Source organism: Motilimonas pumila (genome assembly GCF_003596335.1).
Taxonomy (GTDB): domain Bacteria; phylum Pseudomonadota; class Gammaproteobacteria; order Enterobacterales; family CBDFNC01; genus Motilimonas; species Motilimonas pumila.
The window spans coordinates 513731-536808 of record NZ_QZCH01000001.1 but is presented as its reverse complement, the minus strand read 5'-3'; the positions used below and the strand labels follow the sequence as shown (position 1 = coordinate 536808).

The window sequence follows — 23078 nt, the reverse complement described above, 5'->3', positions numbered from 1 at the left end:
ATTAACCGTGATGGATGTTTTAGTGCTGATTTATGCTGCTTGCTTGCCAGCTAAAATTTCGAGTACTTCGTTGATGTCATTGGTGTTACTCAAGCGCTCAATAGCGTTGGGGTCGTCCAAGGCATTAGTGATGGTAGATATCACATCCATATGTTCATTGTTTTTGGCGGCGATGCCAATGACTAAGTGAGCAACGTCATCTTCATCGTCTGAGAATTTTACTCCGGCTTGATATTGGCAAATCACAATACCCGTTTTCTTAACGCGGTCTTTGGCTTCGATGGTGCCGTGGGGCACGGCGATAGACTCGCCAAGGTAAGTCGGTACCATGGCTTCACGTTCAAACATGGCTGGAATGTAGTCTTCTTCTGCGTAACCAAGGGCAACTAGCTGCTCGCCTGCAAATTGAATCGCTTGCTGTTTGTCTGTGGCTGTCAGGCCAAGGTGAATGTTTTTCGCTTCAATTTGAAAAACAGGTGTTTGCGCAGTTTCAGCTGCTTCAAAGTTGTCGTCATTGGCGGCTTTGATTGGCTCGTATTGGTCATCGTTGGCCGCATCAAGGGCGGTTTCGGGTGTCATTTGCGCAACCAGTTGAGTGTATAAGTCGCTGTCTAGGAAATTTACCAAAGAGATGTGTTTGGCATTAGCGGCGTGTTTACGAGCGCGGTCTGTTAGGTCTTTATGAGTAATCACGATATCTACATCCTCTGGTAAGTTATTGATTGCACAGTTGGTAACATGAATGTCTAAGCCAGCATTACTGACCTTTTTACGTAGTAAGCTTGCGCCCATCGCACTTGAGCCCATGCCCGCATCACACGCTACTATGATGCGTTTTACGTCAATCATGTTGATATCGTTTTTGTCTTCGTTTACCAGTGCAGCAGGTGTGGTTGCATTGCCGCCTGATTTCATACCTTGCATTTTGGTTTTTGCTTTTGCCAGCGTTGTTGATTCGTCCTCGTCTTGTACGTTTTGGGTTTTGAGCAGCAAAGCTGCAACAGCGAATGATACCGCCGTTGCTGAGATAACTGAAAGTGCCACGCCGATGATTGAAGCTTTAGGTGTCATCAGTAGGATGGCAAAAATAGAGCCCGGTGAAGCAGGAGAAACAAGGCCAGCGTTGAAAGCAGTGATAACAAATACACCTGTCATACCACCGGCAATAGCAGCCAGAATCAAACGTGGGTTCATTAGAATGTACGGGAAGTAGATTTCATGAATACCACCAAAGAAGTGAATGATAGAAGCGCCGCCCGCGGTTTGTTTCGCTGTGCCTTTACCAAAAACCATGTAGGCCAGCAAAATGCCCAAACCAGGACCTGGGTTAGACTCAATCAAGAAAAACAGTGATTGACCCATTTCGTTGGCTTGTTGAATGCCCAGTGGTGAGAAAATACCGTGGTTAATAGCATTGTTGAGGAACAGGATTTTCGCTGGTTCAACAAAAATGGAGGTAAGAGGCAATAAACCTGCGTTTACCAAAGCATTAACGCCTGCTGCTAAACCGCCAGAAATGACTTTTACAAAAGGGCCTATCAAGAAGAACGCCAGAATGGCACACAGCATACCAATAATACCGGCCGAGAAGTTGTTAACCAACATTTCAAAGCCGCTTTTGACCTTGCCATCTACGGCTTGATCAAACTTCTTAATGGCTAAGCCACCCATAGGGCCGACTATCATGGCTCCCATGAACATAGGAATGTCAGTGCCGACAATCACACCCATGGTCGTGATTGCGCCAACGACTGCGCCGCGCTCGCCGCCAACCAATTTACCGCCCGTATAACCAATAAGCAGTGGTAATAAGTAAGTCACCATAGGGCCAACCAGTTGCGCTAACGTTTCATTTGGCAGCCAACCTGTTGGAATAAATAGTGCAGTTATAAAGCCCCAGGCGATGAATGCGCCGATGTTGGGCATGACCATGTTGGAGAGGAACCGGCCAAAATTTTGTATCTTTATCTTAGCATCTGGTGATATCATAATGAGTCCCGTTATTTGCTTTGTTTTTTTTAAAAACGGTTCGCCAAAACCGAGTTAAGTTGTCTTTTAGTACAGGCTCAATTTAACACATTTTTATTAAATGTAGCCGATGACGGGCTTTTTAGATTTCCCTCACGAAATTCATATAACCTTTCTCTTTTTTGTTGCTCTTATTCACAAATATCACTGATTGTTTTTTTACAATTGATCTAAAAACTACAAGTCAATAATTTTAAACTGACACACATCTCGTTTTTATAATCTCTAGTTAAAATAAAAAGGTGATACAGCTCTCTTTTTGTGTAAGTTGGCTGTGTGTATTGAAATCAGTTTGTGATCTTTATCTCTTTTGGTTTTACTGCAAAATTATCGACGCCATGAAATACTTTTTATTGAAACTATATTTCGTATAAATGCGATCAATTTAGCCTTACCTGTTTGTTAATGGCTTGTAATTTGAACTATTTGTCTGCTACTGGTGTGGTTGTTGGTTTTTAATTTTGTTTCATTGGTTTTTCAAGGCTCACTTGGTTTGGCAAAGCTAAAGCAAGGTGTGTTAATGAGATGGCAGGTGCAGCCTCTTAACATGGCAAAGGCTTAGTACTTAAGAGCTAATGAGCTTAAGAGCTTAAGAGCTTAAGAGCTTATGAGTTTGTGGGCGCTTAGATGTTTAAGGGTTTAAGCTTTAGAGTTTAAGAAGGGAATGTTGGGCATTTTCGCTGGGTTACTCAAACTAAGCCTTACCTTGCCTGATAGAGGTATAAGACTCGGTGTCAGCTATTCAACTTGGTTAAATAGCCAAGGCTTGTAAAACAAGCCTTGATTGTCATGCAAAAGCGCAAAGCAAACACGAATAGCAGGCTGAGGTTAGGTCACAGAGTAAGGGTCTTCAGCGACTAGGTAAGCCAATAACTCGGCTTTTTGCTCTGAGTCGTGGATCTCTTGACGAAGCGCCTGCATTTTTTGGTAGGTTTGATCACCAAACTTGGCTTGATATTGAGCTTTGAGCACTTCAGATGTTTTACCCAAACGAATATTACGTTGCCATGGGTCGGTAAAGATCTTATTCAGAACCAAGCTTAATCCCTCTTGCTCTAGCAACTCCCACTCGCCTTTATCTAGCCAAATACCATTCACAGAAGTGCTCAAGTCTACCTTGTGGGGCTGAGTGTGAGTGATGCGGTATTTACGCATAAGGCGCCCAGATACAGGGCATAACATGGCTTTATTGGTTTCGTTAGCCTCGATCTCTGAGTCTATCGCTGTAGGCTTTGGCGCTTGCTCTAGCCAGCGAAGATAATCTGCGAGGTAAAAGAAGTGGCCACCGCAATGTGAGCAACTTTTTGTTGGTAATAAAGGGGCGAGGTGGCTGCCAACTAATTGACCTTGTTCACAACTGGTACACTGCACGTTATTCTCCTTGCGAAAATAGGGGGGATTAAGATGTATTTTAAATTATCATTTTTTATAAAAATTTCAGTGAGCAGATTAGCCCTTTTGTGAAAAGTAGCGGCTTAAAGCTGCGCGCGGTATTACTGATGTTTGTTAATAACACCGCGCGGTATAAAAGGGGGTTAAGCAGTAATAGAGCGGATCACTAAAAAGCCGACCAAAATCGGGCAAACGTATTTCACGTACGCTGGCCAAACTCTCCAGAACAGGGAGTGCTCTATTTGCTCATCTCCTTGTTTGATCTCCGCCAGTACTTGATTTCTATGCCATACCCAACCGGCAAATACGCATACGGCTAAGCTGGAAAGTGGCTGTGCGTATTGAGTCGAAATCTTAATTACCAATGAGAATAAGGTTTCAAAGTTAAATACTATGATGCAGCTGGTGGCTGTCGCCATGGCTCCGGCAAGCCAAACCGCCTTGTTGCGTACCATGCCTAAGGTTTCACACACGAACGCAACCGGGGTTTCAAGCATGGCGATTGAGGACGTCAAAGCTGCAACGACCAGCAAAAAGAAAAATACGCTGCTGACCACATACTTAGCACTGCCCATGGTGTCAAAGAGCGCCGGTAATACGGTAAAGACTAACGTATCTTCTTTTAGAAAATTACCGGCTGCGTCATAAATTTCCACGCCTTGGTGCATGGCCACGTACATAGCTGGCACTATCAATAAGCCGGCCAATAAGGCTACTCCGGTATCGACTAACGTCACCTGCACGGCAAGTTTAGGTACGCTGTCTTTTTTACTCAAATAAGACCCATACACCATCATAGCGCCAGAGCCGAGGGACAAAGAGAAGAAAGTTTGCCCTAAAGCACTGGCCAGTAGACTTGGCTCTAATACTTTAGAAAAGTCGGGAATAAGATAAACCTTGAGGCCTGCCATTGCCCCTGGCTGCGTCATCATGTAGATAGCGCTGACGATTAACAATAAAAACAGCAAAGGCATCAACCGCGTAGACCATTTTTCGATACCGTCTTTAATGCCTTTTTTAACCACAATTACAGTGACTAAGCCAAACAGTAAGGTAAAGACCAAATTTCGACTCAATGAAAAGTCTGTCAACCATTGGGCTTTATCTTGAGCGCCAAACGCTTCTGCGATGGGGGCGAGGGTATAACTCATGAACCAGCCTGAAATAATGCCATAGAAGGTGAAAATTAAGGTCACCACGAGTATTGAAGCAACGCCGGCGATAGCTCCAATTTTACGCGTGACAGGGGAGCTCGCGACCTTTTGCATCGACTTCATTGGGTTAGCCTGGCCGTGACGGCCAATCAGCAACTCTGCAACCAGCATGGGGTAACCCAATAGAAAAATTAAGATGATGTATACCAAAAGGAATGCACCGCCACCATTGCTAGCTGCTTGGGTCGGAAAGCCCCAAATGTTACCAACGCCTACCGCAGAGCCGGCCGCCGCCATTACAAAGCCCAAGCGAGAGCTAAACTGACCTCTGTCTTCTGTCATGGTTACCTACAAGATAGTTTTACTGTTTGCAACAATGCTTAACCGATAGGTCAAATCTGCTACGAACGAAGGAAATAAATGATACAGATAAGTGTGCCAACTGAGGCGTCAATGTCAAACGTTTATAGGGTTTGGCCATGTGTTTTAAGTTTTTAATTGCGCTGTGTCATAAGGCGATTGGGCGAAGTTTAATAATGACGTACGTTTTAGCTTGAGGAGCATGGTTGGTGTTTGGAATTTAAGCTGACAGTCCCCATATCAACCATAATATAAGATCTTACAGGATGGAGGCGTGATGGAAACTTGTATTATTCGTTGTAGCCAATGCCACACTCAAAACCGTATCCCCGTGGCCAAAATAGCATCAGACCCGCAATGTGGTAAATGCAAGCAAGCCATATTAAGTGGCCCAGTTAACGCAACGGGCAACAATTTTGAGGCATTCAAGCAAGCAGGCTTACCTATTGTCATTGACTTTTGGGCCAGCTGGTGTGGACCATGCCAACAATTTGCGCCGACATACTCGCAAGTGGCCACTGAACTGGCTGGTAAAGCTATCTTTTTAAAGCTGGATACTGAAGCCGAGCAACAATTGGCGGGACAGTTTCAAATACGCAGTATTCCTACCTTAATGGTGTTAAAAGCGGGCAAGGAGCAGACAAGAGTCGCGGGAGCGCTGCCTGCTAACCAATTTCGTCAATGGTTAACGCAATCTGGTATTGCCTAAGTATGCGGTGCGAATGGTAACTTGCACGCTTTGAGTTTCATAAACGCAATGCCGTTTTCATTGAGGCGGCGCTCTTAGCCGACTTTGAACTGATTGACGTCTTGATGGTAGTTCCAACCTTTCTCGGCTAGGCGCTGGGCTAATAGTTCAGCGTCTAATTGATAGCGTTGACACAGTGCTGATAAATCGCCTTCTTCATCGCGTAATTTCATATTAATAATACTGAACAAGATATTGATATCCATCTTGAGATAGTTGGATAAGTCCATATTGAGTTAACTCCTAAAGCGATTTGATTAAAGCAGTATAAAGGGCAACAGAAGCAGGAACAATGCGCCAAGCTTTACCAGTCAGATTTGACGGCAAAGCCTGGCAGCATCCTAGACTTTGTTTACCTCATAGGGAGTGAGTTTATTATTCACTCACAGTGGCAGCTTGCTTCATAAACAAGGGGGTGTGTTTACGACCCTTAAGGAGCATAAAGCCTGCCGGAACAAAGTAAAATGATACTAAAGTGGTCATCACAGTACCGCCAGCAATCGCCACCGCAAATGGCGGCCAGAAACCACCGCCAGCTAAGATTAGCGGGATAAAGCCACCTACAGTGGTAATGGTGGTAGAAGTAATATGGCGGGTACAACTTAGTACACACTCGAGAGCCGCCTCTTTATCTCCGGCGCAAGCAGCGGGAGTGGACTTTAGCTCGGCCAAAATCACGATGGCTGCGTTAATGGCAAGGCCGATTAAGCCCAGTAAGCCGATGATCACGGTAAAGCCGAAAGGGTAACCCCCTAGATACACGCTCAGTAAACCTAAACCTGCAGCTTGCACCGCTGTTAGCATGATCAGCAAACTCAAACGAAATGAGTTAAACGACAGCACAATAACTGTCACCAACAAGGTCATCACCAAACCAATACTTGCCAGCAGGTTACCTACGGCATCGTCTCGCTTGGCTGCTTCACCACCAAACTCTAATCGGTAACCCGCGGGCAGTTCGATGTTTTCATCAGCGAGGCGTTGCTTGAGATCGGTCAGCACCTTGGCTGGCAGTACTCCTTGAGTGATATAGCCTTCAATCACATTGACACGGCTACCATCGCGTCTTGGGATGGCGCCTCGACTGGGTTTGAGCTCAACTTCCGACAGCGCTGTGACAGGAATGAAGCCGGCTTGTTGGCTCGTGAAATTCAAACTCGCCAAGTCCGATAATTGTTGCCTTTGATCATCAGCAATGCGGATCCTCACGGGAATAGACTCGGTAGCTTCTAATACCGAACCGTTGACTCGACCTTGGGTGCTAGTTTCAAGTTGCGATGCCAGTTCGGTTAAACCTAATCCCATGACGCGGCTGGCTTCTTCGTTTACGTTGAGCCATACCTTAGGCGTGCCCGCAAGTAAGGTCGAGCGGGTATGCAGCATGTCTTGTGTTTGATACATCACTCGGCGTACTTCATCACCGTATACTTTCAGCTTGTCGAGGTTCGGGCCGTACAAGCGTACTTCTATCGGCGCGTTAAAAGGAGGGCCTTGCTCCAATTGGCGGACGATAATTTGTGCTTCTGGAAACTCCCGGTCTAGTCGCTCTTGCAACACAGGTATTAAACGGTTCGCTTCTTCAAAGTCAGTACTGGTTATCATTGCTTGCGCATAGTTTTGCGCCCCTTGCTGGCGTAGCATTAAGTTGTAATAGAAGGTGGGCGCATTATTACCGATAAACCAATTAATTGAGTTGATGGTAGCTTCTTGAGCCAGCACTTGGTCTATTTCAGCCGTGACGGCGCGAGTGCGTTCGATGCTTGTTTGCGGCGCTAAGAAGACTTCGATATGAAACATGTCACGATCTGACGGTGGAAAGAACTGTTCGGTCAGTTTTCCGGCACTGAAAAAACCAAATGCAGGCAAAGCAAACACCAGTATCACACTGCTCTTCGGAAAACGTAAAGATAATTTTAGCGTGGCACGAAAGGCTCGGCCAAGCGCCGGGAACGCAACACCGTTTTGATACCAGCGATGATTGTTTTCACGCTGTAATAGAAAACGCCCGGCCACGCTGGCAAGTAAGGTATGAGAGATAAAATACGAGCCAATTAACGAAAAGATTACGCTGAGCGCGATACCGCCAACAAACTCGCCAGCAGGCCCTGGCATTAAAATAATTGGCATAAAGGCCAAAATGGTGGTTAGGGTTGATCCCAGCAATGGCAACCATAAATGCTTAATTGAACGCTGAATGGCGTAAATAGGGGACATGCCTTGGTGGCGCTTTTGGCCGATGGAATCTGTCATAACAATGGCGTTATCCACCATGATCCCAAGTGCCACCACCAAACCTGTGACTGACATTTGATGAATTGGTAGGCCAAAATAATTCATACAACTCAGGGTAAAAAGCACAGTAATAGGCAGTGATAACGCCACAATCAGTGCAGAACGCCAGCCCAGTGTAATCAATAGCACCACGGAAATAATCGCAAACCCGAGTAACACATTATCCATTAAGTCGGTCAGGCGAGTATGGGTATAGCCGTTTTGGTCAAAAATGTCAGAGACCTGAATATTTGCCGGCAAGATGCGCTTAAATTCGGCTAAGTCTTGGTCTACTTTTGCGCTCCATTGGTCGATACGAATATCGTGCAGCATGCGGGCAGAAACTGTAATACCTTGTTCACCATTGATAATGGCTAAGTCACTTTGTGGTTGTTTAATTTGACGTTTTACCTGTGCTAAATCGCCTACTCGATAAACAAAGCCATTACTGTCGCTGACAATGGGAATATCACGAATGCGCTCAACGGAGTTTAATTCACCTGTGATTTCCAGTTGCATACGGTTAAAGCTATTGTTGATTTCGCCAGCCGCTACTTTCGCATCGGCCCCCGCGATAAGCTGAGAAACCTGCGCCGGCGTTAAGCCAAGAGCTGATGCTGTATTGATATCCACTTCAACCAGAATTTCCTCTTCAGGTGCCCCTTGCACTTCAACGAAATCGGTTCCAGGAATGAGGCGAAATCGATTTAACAACTCTTTGGCGTAGCGGGCTAAAATGGCTTGGTCTGGCTCGCCAGCGCCTTGCCAAGTCAACGCGATAATACGACTAAACGCGTACCCGCGATCGTCATCAAGCACCGGCGACGCGCTGCCTTGAGGTAATTCAGGGGCAATGTCACCGAGCAAATCACGGATCCTAGACCATACCGGCGTACCGTCCATGACGTCGTCTTTGAGCTCTACCTGAATCACAGACATGCCCGGACGAGACGTAGAAGTTAGCAGTTTTATCTCTGGCAATTTGCGAATTTTAGTTTCTATTTTTTCACTGATTAACGCTTCCACTCGCTCCGCCGAAGCGCCTGGAAAGGCCGTCAGTATTGACGCAAAGCGGTTAGTGATGCGGGGATCTTCGGTGCGCGGCAAGGTGTGCAGTGCGCCTAACCCAGATACAATAATGACCGCCAGCATCAATATCAGTAGCCGGCTGTTGGTGACAAATGCATTGATCATGGCTTATCGACTCCAATCACTGTCAATTAAGCGAACGGCTTGACCGGGAACCAGTTTATGCACGCCACTGGTAATAATACGCTCATTGGCCGCGAGCGCTCCGTGGATATAAGCAGCGCTTTTGTCGGCATATGCTACGCGAATATCCCGCCTTTCTAGCAACCAACTATCTCCTTGTTTCACTGCGACAAAGACATTCCATAAGCCACGCACGCCATCAGTAAGAGCCGTCATTGGTACCCAAAAACCAGCTTCCTGTTGTTGCTCTTGCAGGTGAATAAAGGCCAATTGGCCTGGAATAAAGCTTTTATCTGCCGGTAGCGCAAAGCGCAGTTGCACGGTGCGTGTGTTGGCATCAACGAGTGCGCCTTGAGTAATAAGAGAAACAGGTAAGTGGTTTGTGCCTATGGTGGCACTGACTGGCGCATTTTTATCCAGCTTATGGATCACCCTGACCGGGATCCCGACTTTTATCTCTTGTTTATCTCGCTGCAAAATTTGGAATACCGGCTCGCCAGCATTGACGACTTGCCCTTCTGCTACGTTTCGCGCACCAATTTGGCCTGCGAACGGTGCCACTAGCTGGGATTTATTGAGCTTGGCTTGGTTGGCGTTCAATGAAGCTTCAACACGGGCTTTATTGGCGTTCAAGGACTTACGTTGGGCTTGTAACTCATCCACACTTTGGTCTGAGGTATAGCCTTTTTGTTTTAATGAAGAAAGTCGTTTCAGATTAGCTGCCACTAGCACAATATCTGCCTCGGTTTGGCTCAGTTGCGCAGTAAGTTCCTTACGTTCAATTTCCAGTAGTTCGGTATCTTGTTTTGCCAAAATGTCGCCTTTAGCAATGATATCTCCGGTGTTTGCGAGTAAACTTGACACCTTGCCAGCCAGTTCAAACCCGAGGTTTGCGTTTTGCTGAGCAAACACACTGCCCACAAATTTTCGCTCAATATTAAATTGAGTTTCAGCTTTTAAGGCGATGCTTTCAGCCAAGTGGAGCTTGGTTTCTGCTCCGACTGACTGACTCGATAAGATAATAAAACTAAGCAGAATGAAGAGCTTATTAAAGTGGGGTAGTACGAAATTTTGGCCCATGCGTTATTCCATTAATTTAAATTGGACTACTGGGTCTAGTTTATTTTTGTTAGACTCAAGAGTCTAGTTTTAATTTGATATTTTTACCTATGCTGGAAAGTTAAGCAGAACATAGAAGCACAATGAATAATAATAGAACAAAAAGTGAACATAAGCGTGAGCTGATCATTAACGCTTCCATGAAGCTATTTACTCAATATGGTTTTAATAACATCACCATGAAAAAAATAGCGGATCAAGCCGGGGTGTCGAAGCAAACGGTCTACAGCCATTTTGGCAGTAAAGAAGAATTGTTCACCGCCGCGATGTCTGATAAATGCATGGGGCTGATTTTAGGGGAAGAAGACCTCAGCCCAGAGCAACCGGCTGCGAGCCGTTTACTGCAATTGGCGTTAGACTTTGGTCAATTCATTACCAGTGAAGATGCGGTAAAAACCCATACGCTATGTGCCTTTGAGTCGCAAAATGTGCCGCAACTGGCGGTGGTGTTTTTTGAGGCTGGCCCTAACAAGCTAATTAACATGTTGGCGGATTATTTAGCCGCGAAAGACGAGCAAGGTGAGCTCACAGTGCCTCAGCCGCGTTGGGCTGCGTGTCAGTTTTTATCTATTATGATGGGAGAAGCGCATATGCGGGCCGAGCTGAATGTGCCCGACACGCAAACCGCCGAGGAGCGCGACGATTATTTACGGGCGTCGGTGAAGTTCTTTTTAAAGGCTTATGCTCCGGAGTGATGGTTCGCTCGAGCTTGTAATGTTCGCAACAATGTAATCAATACACAGGCTGAGTCGACTTATCAAAAGCCTTTCACTCTCACTGGCGGCAATCACTGATGAGGTAACTCATGCCTGAAACGGTTTCTATATGTTTAGCGGGAGGCAGTGGTCTAGTGGGCTCTGCAGTGTTAAAGGCAAGCCTAGGTTCACACCGTGTTCATCACATTCACCATTTGTGCCGTAAACCGCTTTCCATTTCGCATCAAAAACTGCGTCAACATTGTCACCCGCATTTGGGGTTGCCGGTAATGGATGAGCCTAATGCAAAGGTTCAAGTACAAGTTGGTATCATTGCTTTGGGCACGACTTTAAAAAAGGCCGGCAGTAGAGCCAAGCTGAGAGCCATTGACGTCGATTTAGTACTGCAAGTGGCGACCACCATGAAAAGTCATGGGGTAGCGCATCTGTTGGTTGTCTCAAGTATCGGCGCATCCGTAAAGGCTATGTCTCATTACCTGAGATGTAAAGGTGATATGGAGCAGGGGCTGATTGAGTTGGGCTTTCCTTATTTAGATATTATGCAACCCGGCCCGTTAAAAGGGCTGCGTGATGAAATTCGCCGTGATGAAGTATGGTTACAACGCGCAATGGCGTGCATTGCACCTGTAATGATAGGACCTTTGGCAAACTACCAACCAATCAATGGAAACGAGATAGCTCAAGCCATGTTAGCGTTAATAGATTTGCGGCAACAGCAGGCCATGTCAGCAACCAATAAACAAGGTGTCGTGGCACGCTTTAATCGACAGCAAATACTTAAGCTGATCAATCTTGCGTAATTGTGCCGCTGTTATTCTAGACTGAGGCTCAAGCAAGCCTCAGACATTTGACCTTGGACATTACTGGCCTGGAGACAGGTTGTGGGGAGACACCGTAATCCGAATAGTGCTACTGCCAGTGAGCGAGCTCGCTTCAAATTGTAAGGTAGCCACTCGTTTTGGTTTAATGAAGGTCATCACGGCATTTTTTCCTTGTACCTGGGCCACTTGTTGCCAACCCATTTTAGGCATGTTTTCACGATAATAAGTGAACGCGTCCGCATTGTTCATTTTGCTCGATAATACCAAGCGGCCTAACCAATCTTCTCCTTGACTGATAATCAAAGAATCATTGACGTTTAAACTGGTGTTTTGCGCGGCTGGAATATCTTCAAACGCGGTTAAAGGCACTGTCTCGCCATTTACCGTCGTGGTGGCATCGGTTGTGCCTGAGTCGGCAGGAGCTGAGTTTTGACTACAACCAGCGATAAGCGCAAATGCGGCGCAAAGAGAAAGGTGTTTCAGAGAAAGCATGCAAATATTAACCAAAGTTTAAATAATTCTGGCTCTTAAAATAACGCAACTGGCATGAAAAGACATGGCTTTATTGTGATAATTAGCGTCGTATAACGAATTTATACGACGCAAGTATGAGTTCTGTTTTCAGACTTAGAACAAACGGTTTAAGCCGTTTAATGCCGCTACCCGATATGCTTCTGCCATGGTGGGGTAATTAAAGGTTGTATTAACAAAGTACTCAATGTTATTGCCTTTGCCTTTTTGTTCCATAATCGCTTGACCAATGTGGATGATTTCAGACGCACGTTCGCCAAAGCAGTGAATACCTAATATCTCTTTGCTATCACGGTGAAACAATATTTTTAAGCTGCCCACGTCTGAGCCTAATATTTGCGAACGGGCCAGATGTTTAAATTGCGCGCGCCCTACTTCATAAGGCACTTTTTGCGCCGTGAGCTCTTGCTCGGTTCGGCCAACGGAGCTAATTTCAGGAATGGTGTAAATGCCGGTAGGAATATCCACCACCAATTTTTCTTTGGTTTTCCCTTCGACGATAGCTTGAGCTGCAATGCGTCCTTGGTCGTAAGCGGCGCTGGCAAGGCTTGGATAACCAATCACATCGCCCACCGCGTAGATGTGTTTTACTTCGGTTTGGTAGCTCTCATTTACTTTCAACTGACCGCGACCATCTGGCGATAGTCCTACGCTGTCTAGCTTGAGCTTGTCGGTGTTACCTGTGCGGCCATTGGCAAATAACAAACAGTCTGCTTTCATGCGTTTGCCAGATTGCATTGTCATTACAATACCGTCATCGTGGGTTTCGACGCTCTTATATTGCTCATCGTGGCGTATGATGATGCCAGAATTACGAAAGTGGTAAGACAGGGCATCTGACATTTCAGCGTCAAGGAAAGACAATAAACGCTCGCGGTTATTGATGAGGTCTGTTTTCACGTCAAGACCACGGAAAATCGAGGCATATTCAGAGCCAATGACGCCCGCGCCGTAAATGATAATGCTGTTGGGCTCATAATCGAGGGATAAAATGGTATCGCTGTCATAAACATGAGCGTGGTTAAAATCAATATCCGTAGGTCGGTAAGGTCGAGACCCCGTCGCAATAATGATGTTGTCGCCGCTTAGATATTCAAAAGACCCGTCGTTTTTGCGCACTTCAATGGTATGGCTGTCTTTAAAGCTGGCTTTGCCAAAATATAAATCACAGTCGTTACGGTCATAAAAGCCTTTGCGCATGTTAACTTGCTTGCGGATCACCGATTGGGCGTGGCTTAAAATCTCTGAGAAAGTGAGGTGTTTGGTGGCTTGGTCTTCTCCAAAGAGCGGGTTAGTATTGAATTCAATCAAGCGGCTGACGGAGTGACGCAATGCTTTTGAGGGAATGGTTCCCCAGTGGGTACAACCGCCGCCGACAGAGTGGGATTTTTCTATGATGGCGACTTTTTTACCTGATTTAGTCAGTTTCATCGCGGCACCTTCGCCGCCCGGACCCGTGCCAATAATGATGGCATCGTAATGAGCAGAAATGTCTAACTGCGGCGTAGCGGGTTCTTTTTTACTCACTGGAATTCCTTGTTTTATACTTGTTATTTTTATCTGTGTGGCTATTTTTGTGCCATCTTCAGGCGCAAATAAGATAGCAAAATATTAACATTAATTTTGTGACCGATTAACGAGTTTATGCCACAGTGTATCAGGCTAACGAGTGGGGAGAAATTAACCTAAGGTATGAGTCGATTTGAGGTAGAATTGATAGCGTTGGCAGCCCCTATCTATTATTATCTATGGGTGCAATTTGCACTGGACCAACGCTGAATGTGTAGTATCAGCCCGCGGCTTGATGTTACGAAATTATATCCACTTTTTGATTTTTAGGAATTAACTATGGCCCAAGCTATCGACCGTAAAACCCTTTTATTTGCTTTTTTAACCGGCTTATGTGGCAACGCGACATTGGCGGTATTGACCTCATCATACGTCGCTTTTTCGATATTCCCTATTATCGCCTTTGCGTTTGCTATTTCGTCTTTGTGGCAGCGCTATGTTGATGGACCGCTAAGCGATAACACGGGTAATTGCGCGTTAGCATTATTCTTTATTGGCGCCTTTGGCTACTCTGCGTTTATTCGCGCTCAGTATCCTGCAATCGGTGAAAACCTGCTACAAATATTTATCTGTTTGGGCTTAAGTTTCTTTGTCGCTACCCGACTTGGCATGTCAAAGTCCGAACCAATGCAAACCGAACAAGCGCCAGCAGCAAGCTTAGAGTCGTAATAACACTATGATCTAGAACCTGAAGCGTGTCTGCCATCGCTTCAGGTGATCTTTCTTCTGCTATTTATCGTAACTGTCACCACTAACACTCACTGGTCAATTAAATGAAAGCTTTATTAATTGCAGCCCACGGCAGCCGTAATGCCCTCGCTAATGAAGAGCTCGTCAACATGACTAGAGCCATGGTAGATGAATCTATGCTGAGCCAATACGATGAAGTGAAAGCGGCTTTTTTAGAGCTTGCTCAGCCTTCTATAGAAATAGCCATTGCAGAGCTCATTGCCAATGGTTGCCACGAGCTTGTGGTACTGCCTTATTTTCTAAATTCTGGTGTGCACGTTAAAAAAGACATCCCTGGCATCATAGAAAAAGTTGAGACTGCATACCCAGAGCTCAACATTCGGCTTTTGACGCATATCGGTGCTTCGAGCGAAATGAAAAGGTTGATTTCTGATACGGCCCGCTAGTCATAGCGTGTCGATGCTCTCTTTTATCCATATTCAATTGGGCGAGCTGATCTTGCACGGTTGAATCTCACTTGAAGGGCAATCGTTTTATTTACGGTGAGCGATATCTGGTCTAGTCATCTAAGCGAACACTATCAAATAAAGAGTAAAAAAGGTGTTAGCCGAACCTTTGGCAGAGTTTGCCGATTATTATTACTGCTTTAGGGTTTTTCTTCGGAACAACACCTCACACAGCTTCTTTCTTGTATAACCACCCTTCTTGTATAACCACCAACAAATTACTGAAAAGTCAGCTCAAAAGGTCACCCCTGAGATACTTTGATGCATTAAGAAGAATTAACATAAGTTTTAGCACTCGTCTTATTCATCGCTAGAAGGAACTTTGCATAGAAATTATGGCTTTTACATTGCGCTATCATCGCTTCTTGTCAGATATCTGCCCCTACCTTTACTGTTACAACTATTCTTCTTTGGGGTGTATAATGCTGATGCAAAATAGTAAACAGCCAGTATTCGTTGCAGCAAGCAATTTATGCAATCATGTTCCGTATCTTAAAGCTACTTTAATTTGTAGTATCTATGAGTAAGATTTGAGTTTTGAAAGAATCTAAAGACAGAATACATAATCAGCGTTTTTCCGTTGCCCCTATGCTCGATTGGACCGATCGACATTGCCGCTATTTTTACCGTTTAATGAGTAAGCAAACCTTGCTCTACACCGAGATGATTACCACGGGCGCTATCTTACATGGCAAAGGTGATTATTTATTGTTTAACGAAGAAGAAATGCCAGTGTCGTTGCAATTAGGTGGCAGTGATCCTATTGCGCTGGCACAGTGTGCGCGGCTAGCGCAGGAGCGCGGCTATTCGGAAGTGAACCTTAACGTGGGCTGCCCTTCTGATAGGGTACAAAACGGCCGATTTGGCGCTTGTCTAATGGCCGAGCCTGAGCTCGTTGCCGATTGTGTAAAAGCGATGCGAGATGCATGTGATATACCTGTCACGGTGAAAACTCGCATTGGCATTGATGACCAAGACAGCTACGACTTTTTAACCGCCTTTATTGATACGGTCTCGAATGTAGGCTGCGATACTTTTATTGTTCATGCACGCAAAGCTTGGCTCAGTGGCTTGAGTCCAAAAGAAAACCGTGAGATCCCGCCTCTTGATTACCCGCGTGTTTATCAACTTAAGCAGGATTACCCTCATTTAACTCTGGCGATTAATGGCGGTATCAAAACATTGGCGGAGTGCGAACAACATTTAGCGCACCTTGATGGCGTGATGCTGGGGCGAGAAGTATATAGCAATCCTTATTTGTTAGCAGGAGTAGATCAACACCTCTTTGGGTCTAATGCTGACATTATGACTCGGGCGCAAGTCGTTGAGGCCATGTATCCATATATTGAGAAACACTTAGCTTCTGGCGCTAAGCTGTCTCATGTCACTCGCCACATGTTAGGGCTGTTTCAAGGCTTACCGAATGGCCGAGCTTACCGTCGACACTTAAGTGAGCGAGCTCCTAAGGCGGATGCGACTTTAGATGTAGTGATTGCTGCCTTGAAGCTCGTCACTGAATATCGCCAGCCCGAATAAAAATAACAATACAATTCAATTGCTTGTGAAAGTTATTGGCATGAGTTTTTATAAACCAGATTGGATATAACCAATCGATATTTATAAAGCATTTATTCAACTACGACTTTAGTCTAATATCCACTACCTTTTTAATATTGATGCAAAAAGGTGGTGGTTATTATGGCACTTTCGTGGACAAAGCTCGCACTGGTTCGTGTTGTTTTTGGGACAACTGCTGTTCTGGGCTTTCAAATCAACGCCTTATTCTTATTACTGGCCTTAATCGTTTATTGCACTCACCATAAAGAAATCTTCGGCTGGTAATGACTGGCTTCAAAAAATGATCGTTTACAGCTGATTACTGGTACCCCCTAGTATAATTTTGTCTGTCCTTGTTATATGGTTATTAGTAGGAACGTTTAGCTATACATGAGGGAATACTAGATTGAAAACACTTCACAAGCTTGCCACTTCTGTGTGCGCTTTATCGCTTGTCGCCGCTTGCTCTAAAGAGCCTTCTGCAGAGCCAATGAGCGAAGCTCAGAAAAAAGATCAACAAATGCAGCGCGTGACGATCGTTAGCGATGCTCAACCTGGTCAAACCATTCCGGCATTTAACACTTACAGCTTTGTCGATAAAGTGAATGTGGTTATCGACGACCCCCGTATTGACACTAAGCAGGTACAACAAGAGGTGCGTGATGCCATTGCTTTGGTCATGCAAGCCAAAGGCTACAGCTATGAGCCCAAATCTGAAAATGCTGACCTTGTGATGGGGTTTCTGTTCTCACTTGAGTCAGGTCTGGCTGATGCGGACCTAACGCGCCTATTTGGTATGTCGGCAGGTGTGGTTGGTATTGGCTCAGAAGGTCGCTACGAGAAAGCCACGTTAGTGCTTGGCGTTATGTCTCCGAATACTGAGCAGCTCCTGTGGAAAAGTATGGTGCAAGGTTTTGCGGACTTTGAAAAGCCTAAACAAGATAAAACGGGCCGGGCTGATGCCGTTGTTGGCAAGATGTTAGAAAACCTTCCACAAGCGGGGCAATAAGGTGCAAGGAGCAGGCGGAACCCAAGGTGGCATAGGCAGTTTTTTTATCGGTTTGATTATGCTAATAAGTGGCGGCTACCTCTTACTCAATGCCATTATTGTCAGTCATCACTTTCACTTAGGCATGAGCCTATATAGTTTTGGTGGCTTTTCGTTAACTTCGGGTATGGTGCTAGTGCCTTTCATTTTTGGTATCGGCATTATTTTTTATAACTACAAAAATTGGCTTGGGTGGCTGTTAACCTTAGGCGGCTTAACCATGTTGTTTTTTGGCGTGATAAGCTCAATCAGTATGCGACTCAAAACCATGACATCGTTTGAGCTTATTACCATTTTGGTGTTGCTTATTGGTGGTCTTGGACTGTTTTTGCGTTCACTCAAGCAAGCCAAGTAATCTGGCAGACTAGTTACAGCGCCTTTGTCCACACGTGTTGGTCAAAGGTGTATCCCATGGCTGCTGCAAATGCAGCTATGCTTGCCTGGTTTGGATCCGTTAGTTCAACTTGGCGGATGCCTTCGGCAGCCAACGTTTGCTCTAGTTGTGACAATAAGAACTTTCCCACTCCACGACGACGCGTTAAGTCTCGCACGGTAAAATCCACTAGCTGAGCGGTGGCCCCGCTTTTCTTTATTTTGCATGCCGCAATGTGGCGATCGTTAAACATAGCGACAAAAAGTGCCTGGTTAGCGTCTTCGACTAAGTCTTGGGCTTGTACCAAGCTAATATTATAAATTTTAGTTAAATCAATAAGTAACTGTGGCTCTATTTGATTAGCTTGAAAACAACTTAAACGCATGCAAACTCCGTATGACTGTAATTATGCGATTGAACGCAGAGAGAGTAGAATAGCGCCATTATAAAAGCATTACCCATAAGAGCAAACAGACTATGCAGTGTCGGTTAGGCTGCGGCGCGTGTTGTATCGCCCCGAGTATTAGTTCAAAAATTCCAGGAATGGTACAAGGCAAGCCGGCTGGAGTGCGCTGTGTTCAGCTTGACGACAATAATTTGTGTAAGCTATTTGGCGATCCTTCTCGCCCTAAGGTGTGCGAACAGTTTAAAGCTTGCCCTGATGTGTGTGGCGACACTTCAGCTCAAGCTATGTTTAACATTACTGAGTTAGAGCGCCTGACTTAAGGGCCTTTTGCCGGGCAAGGGCTCCTTCACTCATTGGAACTAAGCTGGTAATTGGCACTAAGTTAACCGCCGCTAACGGTTGGCTTAGCCTTTGCTCTAAGTAGTCGAGTGTTTCTGGGTAAGGGTGGCCGATGATCACCACGGATCTTCCTGAACGAGCCAGCTTCAAGGCAAACTCAAATTGCTTTGCTATTGCGGCCGAGCTACGAATATTATCTAAAAACACATGGCGCCTCAGCACGGGTACACCCACTGCATTAGCTTTTGCTTCAGCTACGGTATGTTTGGTGGTGCGGCTGTCGACAAAAAACAATTCATGTTGTGCCAAGGTCTCCATGGTCCAGCGCATTGGCTCAGCCATACTGGTTAACTTGCTGCCCATGTGATTATTCATGCCTTGAATAAAAGGCAAAGAGACTATGGCTTGCTGTAATTGCTGTTTGAGCGCTTGCTCATCCATTTGCGCGGTTAATGCGCCTGGGCCCAGGTAGTGATTTTTATAGTGTGCTTCCATTGGCACGTGCAGCAATAAATCTCGCTGCTGTTGCAGCGCATGATGTCCAATCTGCTGAGCGTGGGGAGTAAAAGGCAATAAAGATAGGGCTACCTCAGGAGGCAAATTAAGAGCTTGCTGGTCTGATTCACTGTTCCCTATGTCATCAATGATGATAGCTATCTCAGCGCTAAAACAGACGCTGCTAAAGGCCAAGCATAATGCGGCCCAAAAAGTTTTAAAATAATCCATTACAAACGTGCAAAGCACCCTAAAAAATAACCAGCAAATCGCTTTAACAAACCATAGTCTTTAATTACTGGTTTTGATTTTATTTATCGTTTTTTCAACCATTTAACAGGGTCTTGAGGTTCACCTTTGTGACGTATCTCAAAATATAACCCACTGCGCTTTTGACCACCACTGCGGCCCGCTAAGGCAATGACTTCCCCTCTTTGAATCGTATCGCCAACGGCTTTTAACAGGGTTTGGTTATGTCCATATAAACTCATGTAAGCATTGCCGTGGTCTATGACCATGACCATGCCGTAACCCTTTAAATAATCTGAGTATATTACCTGCCCGTGAGAAACAGAGCGAATATTATTCCCTTCTCTGGCCGATATTAATATGCCCTTCCAGCGAACTTGGCCGCGGCGGTGACTGCCATAGCTGTGCAACACCTTGCCTTTCACTGGCCACCTAAGCTTACCTTTGTATTTGCCCAAGCCTTCTAGTTTAGGTTTTTTAAGCTTTTTACGGGTTTGCTTAATTTTTGAAGACAGGTGCTTTTCAGCTTCCGCCAATTGGTGCAGCTGCTGCTGTTCACCCTTAATCGTATTGTTAAGTTCTGTGACCGCTGCTTCGCGCTCTTTTTGTTGGTTGCTTAGCTGCTTTTGCTGCTGCTTTTGCTGCTGCTTTAAGTTGTCTAACTCGGCCAGCTTTTGCTCTTGGGCTTGTTGGTTTTTACTCAACTCAGTCATAGTAAACTGCATGCGTTTTAAACTTTTAACCCGCGCGTCGTTGAGGTACTGATAGTAGCTAATTGCACGATCAATTTGGGTAGGATCTTCTTGGTTGAGCAATACTTTTAAATAATCATGTTTACCGGTGCGGTAAGCGCTGGCAATTTGCTTAGCGAGTAACTTTTGTTGCTTTTGTTTATCGGCTTCTAAGGTTTGCGCCGATAATTTTAATTGGTGTAGAGCTGAGGTGGCTTGCTTACTTTCTTGGTTTAATTCGTTCAATTTAGCGGCAAATTTTGAGATTTCTTTTTCCGCTACTTCCAGCTCTTTTTCGATAGCTTGGATTGCTTCGTTTTGTTTCTTGATATTCGCTTGATGGCTTTTGATTTGTTCTTTAACGTTTTCCAGCTCTGTTTGTTGGGCGACAGCAGGAAAAAACCACAAAAAAAGCAAAGCGGCAGTGAAAACACTGCACGCTTTGCTTTTTAATAGAGAAAAATTTAGCCCGTTCATGGGCCGAGATTATTTCAAATTCACTAATGGCTTACCAGTCATTTCAGCTGGAATTTCCATGCCCATCAAATTTAGCATTGTTGGCGCTAAGTCACTGAGTTTTCCGCCTTCTAGCATTTCTGCTTCACGACCGAAGTAAATCAATGGTACGGGCAAGTTGGTGTGCGCAGTGTGAATACCACCTGTTTCAGGGTCAATCATTTGCTCTGCGTTACCGTGGTCAGCTGTGATAAGACATTCACCGCCCACTTCTTTAAGCGCTGCAACAACTTGGCCGATGCTTGAGTCAACCGCTTCACACGCTTTCACTGCTGCATCGTATACGCCAGTGTGGCCAACCATGTCGCCATTAGGATAGTTACAAATAATCACGTCGTATTTGTCACTCTTAATCGCACCCACTAACTTATCAGTTAGCTCTTGTGAGCTCATTTCTGGTTGTAGGTCATAAGTAGCAACAGCAGGAGAGGCGATTAATTCACGCTCTTCGCCTTTAAAGCAATCTTCTACACCGCCATTAAAGAAGAAGGTAACGTGCGCATATTTCTCAGTTTCTGAGATACGTAGCTGAGTTTTGCCGCTGTCTGCCAGCCATTCACCTAAGGTATTTGACAATGACTCAGACGGGTAAGCACACGCAGTATTGATGTCTGCGGCGTATTCAGTCAGCATCACAAAGTCAGCCAGTTTTGGCGTTGCTTGGCGCTCAAAACCAGTAAAGTCAGACTCAACAAATGCACGAGTGATTTCACGAGCGCGGTCGGCGCGGAAGTTCATAAAGATAACGGCATCGCCATCTTCGATTTGTACTGCGTCACCAATACTGGTGGCTTTTACAAATTCATCGTTTTCATCGCGGCTGTAAGCGGCTTCTAGCGCTGCAGTAGCAGATTCTGCTTGGTGAGAGCCTTGGCCTAAGGTCATTAGGTTGTATGCTTCTTCAACACGCTCCCAACGATTATCACGGTCCATGGCGAAGTAGCGACCAACCATAGAGGCAAAACGTCCTTTACCCAGCGCTTTAAATTTGGCTTCAAATAAATCGATTGAGCCTTGTGCGCTGCGAGGTGGCGTGTCACGGCCGTCGGTGATAGCGTGGAGGTACACTTTTTCTGCGCCGCGTTGAGCCGCAAGTTCAATGGCACCTAAAATATGCTCTTCGTGACTATGTACGCCGCCAGGAGACAGCAAACCAAAGATATGAACGGCTTTGTCTGCTTTCGCTGCTTTATCAATGGCACCCGTCAGAGCGGCATTTTCAGCAAAGGTACCGTCGCTGATATCTTTTGAGATACGAGTGAGGTTTTGGTAAACAATACGGCCGGCGCCAATGTTGGTATGACCCACTTCAGAGTTACCCATTTGACCGTCTGGTAGACCTACGTCCATGCCAGATGCTGAGATTAATGAGTTAGCGTAATCTTTACAAAGGCCATCTAATACCGGAGTGTTTGCGTTGGATACCGCGTTATCAGGCATATCTGGGCGGTAGCCCCAACCGTCCATAATGATAAGTACTAAAGGCTTCTTAGCCATCTTGTTTACCTCTTTTAGAGTCGATTTTTAAAACTGAAATTAACGTAATTTTACTACAGTTTCGCAGTTTGTTATAGATCTGGCGCAAAGCTTTCGCTGCAATCTAGTATTTTTGTTGTTCAATTTTGTTTATATGGCTCAAAAAGTCGAAGCATTCCTTTTACTCAAGGCTGATATTCTTGTTCAGCACAGGTATACTCGGCTTTTTTCCAGAGAATGAAGCGATAAAAAATGCAAGAGTATATCGAATTTGCCGCCACCACTCCGATGCTTGTTGCCGCTTGGTTTGGCTTAGCTGCTGTCCTGATTTTCACGACGGTGAAAAGTAAAATGTCACCAGTCAATGCGGTAACCCATCAAGAAGCCACGCAAATGATCAACAAGCAAGATGCGGTTGTGGTTGATATGCGTAGTAAAGATGACTTCAGAAAAGGTCATATAGTGGACTCAAAAAATATAACTGAGTCACAAATTAACGATGGAAGTTTATCTGCCATTGAAAAATATAAAGATAGCCCCATTATAGTGGTATGTTCAACGGGCATGCGCGCTTCAGCGGCGGCAAACAAGATTAATAAAGCCGGATATGACAAGGTTTCTTATCTTTCTGGTGGCGTTTCCGAATGGAAAAACGCACATTTACCGTTAACAAAAAACTAATCTAGACCGATTCTCCAGGCAAGATTAGACTGTATACGTTTTTATTGAGTGGTCAGGTGGCATCACGCCAAAGGAAGGCATTGATTTTGC

General features: G+C 45.2%; 22 protein-coding genes. 10 read left to right on the top strand and 12 right to left on the bottom strand.

From position 1 onward, the window contains the following. Positions 1-30: 30 nt before the first annotated feature. The 3 genes from D1Z90_RS02440 to D1Z90_RS02430 form a co-directional block, all read right to left on the bottom strand. Positions 31-1989 carry a PTS mannitol transporter subunit IICBA gene (locus D1Z90_RS02440; protein WP_119909130.1) on the bottom strand — a complete coding sequence of 653 codons (1959 nt, stop codon included), beginning with the start codon at positions 1987-1989 and terminating at the stop codon, positions 31-33. Positions 1990-2856: 867 nt separating this feature from the next. After that, positions 2857-3399, bottom strand: a complete 543-nt coding sequence (locus D1Z90_RS02435) for a zf-TFIIB domain-containing protein (protein ID WP_158587032.1) — start codon at positions 3397-3399, stop codon at positions 2857-2859. A 164-nt stretch (positions 3400-3563) separates the two neighbouring features. Further along, positions 3564-4916 carry a sodium-dependent transporter gene (locus tag D1Z90_RS02430; RefSeq protein WP_119909128.1) on the bottom strand — a complete coding sequence of 451 codons (1353 nt, stop codon included), beginning with the start codon at positions 4914-4916 and terminating at the stop codon, positions 3564-3566. 295 nt (positions 4917-5211) lie between these two features. Between D1Z90_RS02430 and trxC the strand changes: the two genes are divergently transcribed. Continuing rightward, positions 5212-5643 carry a thioredoxin TrxC gene (gene trxC / locus D1Z90_RS02425; RefSeq protein WP_119909127.1) on the top strand — a complete coding sequence of 144 codons (432 nt, stop codon included), beginning with the start codon at positions 5212-5214 and terminating at the stop codon, positions 5641-5643. A gap of 74 nt (positions 5644-5717) precedes the next feature. Here the strand turns inward: trxC and D1Z90_RS02420 are convergent, their stop codons facing one another. The 3 genes from D1Z90_RS02420 to D1Z90_RS02410 all read right to left on the bottom strand — a co-directional run bounded on the left by D1Z90_RS02420 (position 5718) and on the right by D1Z90_RS02410 (position 10245). Further along, positions 5718-5912, bottom strand: a complete 195-nt coding sequence (locus tag D1Z90_RS02420; protein WP_119909126.1) for a DUF4250 domain-containing protein — start codon at positions 5910-5912, stop codon at positions 5718-5720. 145 nt (positions 5913-6057) lie between these two features. After that, complete coding sequence (locus D1Z90_RS02415) at positions 6058-9147, bottom strand: efflux RND transporter permease subunit (protein WP_119909125.1); 3090 nt, start codon at positions 9145-9147, stop codon at positions 6058-6060. A gap of 3 nt (positions 9148-9150) precedes the next feature. Continuing rightward, on the bottom strand, positions 9151-10245 hold the full coding sequence (locus tag D1Z90_RS02410; RefSeq protein ID WP_119909124.1) for an efflux RND transporter periplasmic adaptor subunit: 1095 nt from the start codon (positions 10243-10245) through the stop codon (positions 9151-9153). A gap of 122 nt (positions 10246-10367) precedes the next feature. On the opposite strand from D1Z90_RS02410, the gene D1Z90_RS02405 reads away from it, so the two are divergent. Then, the gene (locus D1Z90_RS02405; RefSeq protein ID WP_119909123.1) at positions 10368-10979 is read left to right on the top strand and encodes a TetR/AcrR family transcriptional regulator; all 612 of its coding nucleotides are present in this window, start codon (positions 10368-10370) and stop codon (positions 10977-10979) included. A gap of 110 nt (positions 10980-11089) precedes the next feature. Continuing rightward, complete coding sequence (locus tag D1Z90_RS02400; protein WP_119909122.1) at positions 11090-11800, top strand: Rossmann-fold NAD(P)-binding domain-containing protein; 711 nt, start codon at positions 11090-11092, stop codon at positions 11798-11800. A gap of 60 nt (positions 11801-11860) precedes the next feature. Here D1Z90_RS02400 and D1Z90_RS02395 read toward each other — a convergent pair whose 3' ends face one another. Both D1Z90_RS02395 and sthA read right to left on the bottom strand, forming a co-directional pair. Beyond that, the gene (locus D1Z90_RS02395; RefSeq protein WP_119909121.1) at positions 11861-12313 is read right to left on the bottom strand and encodes a hypothetical protein; all 453 of its coding nucleotides are present in this window, start codon (positions 12311-12313) and stop codon (positions 11861-11863) included. Between the two features lie 135 nt (positions 12314-12448). After that, complete coding sequence (gene sthA, locus D1Z90_RS02390; protein WP_198419024.1) at positions 12449-13879, bottom strand: Si-specific NAD(P)(+) transhydrogenase; 1431 nt, start codon at positions 13877-13879, stop codon at positions 12449-12451. A gap of 321 nt (positions 13880-14200) precedes the next feature. Between sthA and D1Z90_RS02385 the strand changes: the two genes are divergently transcribed. From D1Z90_RS02385 to D1Z90_RS02365, 5 genes are all read left to right on the top strand, one after another. Next, on the top strand, positions 14201-14590 hold the full coding sequence (locus D1Z90_RS02385; protein ID WP_119909120.1) for a YijD family membrane protein: 390 nt from the start codon (positions 14201-14203) through the stop codon (positions 14588-14590). A 104-nt stretch (positions 14591-14694) separates the two neighbouring features. Continuing rightward, on the top strand, positions 14695-15057 hold the full coding sequence (locus D1Z90_RS02380; RefSeq protein ID WP_119909119.1) for a sirohydrochlorin chelatase: 363 nt from the start codon (positions 14695-14697) through the stop codon (positions 15055-15057). 597 nt (positions 15058-15654) lie between these two features. Continuing rightward, positions 15655-16653 (top strand): tRNA dihydrouridine(20/20a) synthase DusA, encoded by a 999-nt coding sequence (dusA, locus tag D1Z90_RS02375; RefSeq protein ID WP_269777021.1) that lies wholly within the window; start codon positions 15655-15657, stop codon positions 16651-16653. 427 nt (positions 16654-17080) lie between these two features. Further along, on the top strand, positions 17081-17683 hold the full coding sequence (locus tag D1Z90_RS02370) for a DUF4136 domain-containing protein (RefSeq protein WP_119909118.1): 603 nt from the start codon (positions 17081-17083) through the stop codon (positions 17681-17683). Position 17684: 1 nt separating this feature from the next. Then, positions 17685-18077, top strand: coding sequence for a hypothetical protein (locus D1Z90_RS02365; protein WP_119909117.1), 393 nt, complete (start codon positions 17685-17687; stop codon positions 18075-18077). A 13-nt stretch (positions 18078-18090) separates the two neighbouring features. Here the strand turns inward: D1Z90_RS02365 and panM are convergent, their stop codons facing one another. Further along, complete coding sequence (gene panM, locus D1Z90_RS02360) at positions 18091-18480, bottom strand: aspartate 1-decarboxylase autocleavage activator PanM (protein WP_119909116.1); 390 nt, start codon at positions 18478-18480, stop codon at positions 18091-18093. A 92-nt stretch (positions 18481-18572) separates the two neighbouring features. On the opposite strand from panM, the gene D1Z90_RS02355 reads away from it, so the two are divergent. Next, positions 18573-18821, top strand: coding sequence for a YkgJ family cysteine cluster protein (locus tag D1Z90_RS02355; RefSeq protein WP_119909115.1), 249 nt, complete (start codon positions 18573-18575; stop codon positions 18819-18821). On the opposite strand, the gene D1Z90_RS02350 is transcribed toward D1Z90_RS02355, so the two are convergent. The 3 genes from D1Z90_RS02350 to gpmM form a co-directional block, all read right to left on the bottom strand. Next, on the bottom strand, positions 18796-19566 hold the full coding sequence (locus tag D1Z90_RS02350; protein WP_119909114.1) for a divergent polysaccharide deacetylase family protein: 771 nt from the start codon (positions 19564-19566) through the stop codon (positions 18796-18798). The genes D1Z90_RS02355 and D1Z90_RS02350 overlap by 26 nt on opposite strands. An 83-nt stretch (positions 19567-19649) precedes the next feature. Continuing rightward, positions 19650-20792 carry a murein hydrolase activator EnvC family protein gene (locus D1Z90_RS02345; RefSeq protein ID WP_119909113.1) on the bottom strand — a complete coding sequence of 381 codons (1143 nt, stop codon included), beginning with the start codon at positions 20790-20792 and terminating at the stop codon, positions 19650-19652. 9 nt (positions 20793-20801) lie between these two features. Further along, the gene (gpmM, locus tag D1Z90_RS02340; protein ID WP_119909112.1) at positions 20802-22328 is read right to left on the bottom strand and encodes a 2,3-bisphosphoglycerate-independent phosphoglycerate mutase; all 1527 of its coding nucleotides are present in this window, start codon (positions 22326-22328) and stop codon (positions 20802-20804) included. A gap of 231 nt (positions 22329-22559) precedes the next feature. Between gpmM and D1Z90_RS02335 the strand changes: the two genes are divergently transcribed. After that, positions 22560-22988, top strand: a complete 429-nt coding sequence (locus D1Z90_RS02335; RefSeq protein WP_119909111.1) for a rhodanese-like domain-containing protein — start codon at positions 22560-22562, stop codon at positions 22986-22988. The last annotated feature ends 90 nt before the right edge of the window (positions 22989-23078 follow it).

Bases quoted from the DNA above. Each gene is read 5' to 3' on its own strand.
- D1Z90_RS02355 (WP_119909115.1), top strand. From the start codon at position 18,573: ATGCAGTGTCGGTTAGGCTGCGGCGCGTGTTGTATCGCCCCGAGTATT.
- D1Z90_RS02420 (WP_119909126.1), bottom strand. From the start codon at position 5,912: ATGGACTTATCCAACTATCTCAAGATGGATATCAATATCTTGTTCAGT.
- D1Z90_RS02410 (WP_119909124.1), bottom strand. From the start codon at position 10,245: ATGGGCCAAAATTTCGTACTACCCCACTTTAATAAGCTCTTCATTCTG.
- D1Z90_RS02430 (WP_119909128.1), bottom strand. From the start codon at position 4,916: ATGACAGAAGACAGAGGTCAGTTTAGCTCTCGCTTGGGCTTTGTAATG.
- D1Z90_RS02345 (WP_119909113.1), bottom strand. From the start codon at position 20,792: ATGAACGGGCTAAATTTTTCTCTATTAAAAAGCAAAGCGTGCAGTGTT.
- panM (WP_119909116.1), bottom strand. From the start codon at position 18,480: ATGCGTTTAAGTTGTTTTCAAGCTAATCAAATAGAGCCACAGTTACTT.
- gpmM (WP_119909112.1), bottom strand. From the start codon at position 22,328: ATGGCTAAGAAGCCTTTAGTACTTATCATTATGGACGGTTGGGGCTAC.
- D1Z90_RS02415 (WP_119909125.1), bottom strand. From the start codon at position 9,147: ATGATCAATGCATTTGTCACCAACAGCCGGCTACTGATATTGATGCTG.
- D1Z90_RS02350 (WP_119909114.1), bottom strand. From the start codon at position 19,566: ATGGATTATTTTAAAACTTTTTGGGCCGCATTATGCTTGGCCTTTAGC.
- D1Z90_RS02405 (WP_119909123.1), top strand. From the start codon at position 10,368: ATGAATAATAATAGAACAAAAAGTGAACATAAGCGTGAGCTGATCATT.
- D1Z90_RS02400 (WP_119909122.1), top strand. From the start codon at position 11,090: ATGCCTGAAACGGTTTCTATATGTTTAGCGGGAGGCAGTGGTCTAGTG.
- trxC (WP_119909127.1), top strand. From the start codon at position 5,212: ATGGAAACTTGTATTATTCGTTGTAGCCAATGCCACACTCAAAACCGT.
- D1Z90_RS02395 (WP_119909121.1), bottom strand. From the start codon at position 12,313: ATGCTTTCTCTGAAACACCTTTCTCTTTGCGCCGCATTTGCGCTTATC.
- D1Z90_RS02380 (WP_119909119.1), top strand. From the start codon at position 14,695: ATGAAAGCTTTATTAATTGCAGCCCACGGCAGCCGTAATGCCCTCGCT.
- D1Z90_RS02440 (WP_119909130.1), bottom strand. From the start codon at position 1,989: ATGATATCACCAGATGCTAAGATAAAGATACAAAATTTTGGCCGGTTC.
- D1Z90_RS02385 (WP_119909120.1), top strand. From the start codon at position 14,201: ATGGCCCAAGCTATCGACCGTAAAACCCTTTTATTTGCTTTTTTAACC.
- D1Z90_RS02335 (WP_119909111.1), top strand. From the start codon at position 22,560: ATGCAAGAGTATATCGAATTTGCCGCCACCACTCCGATGCTTGTTGCC.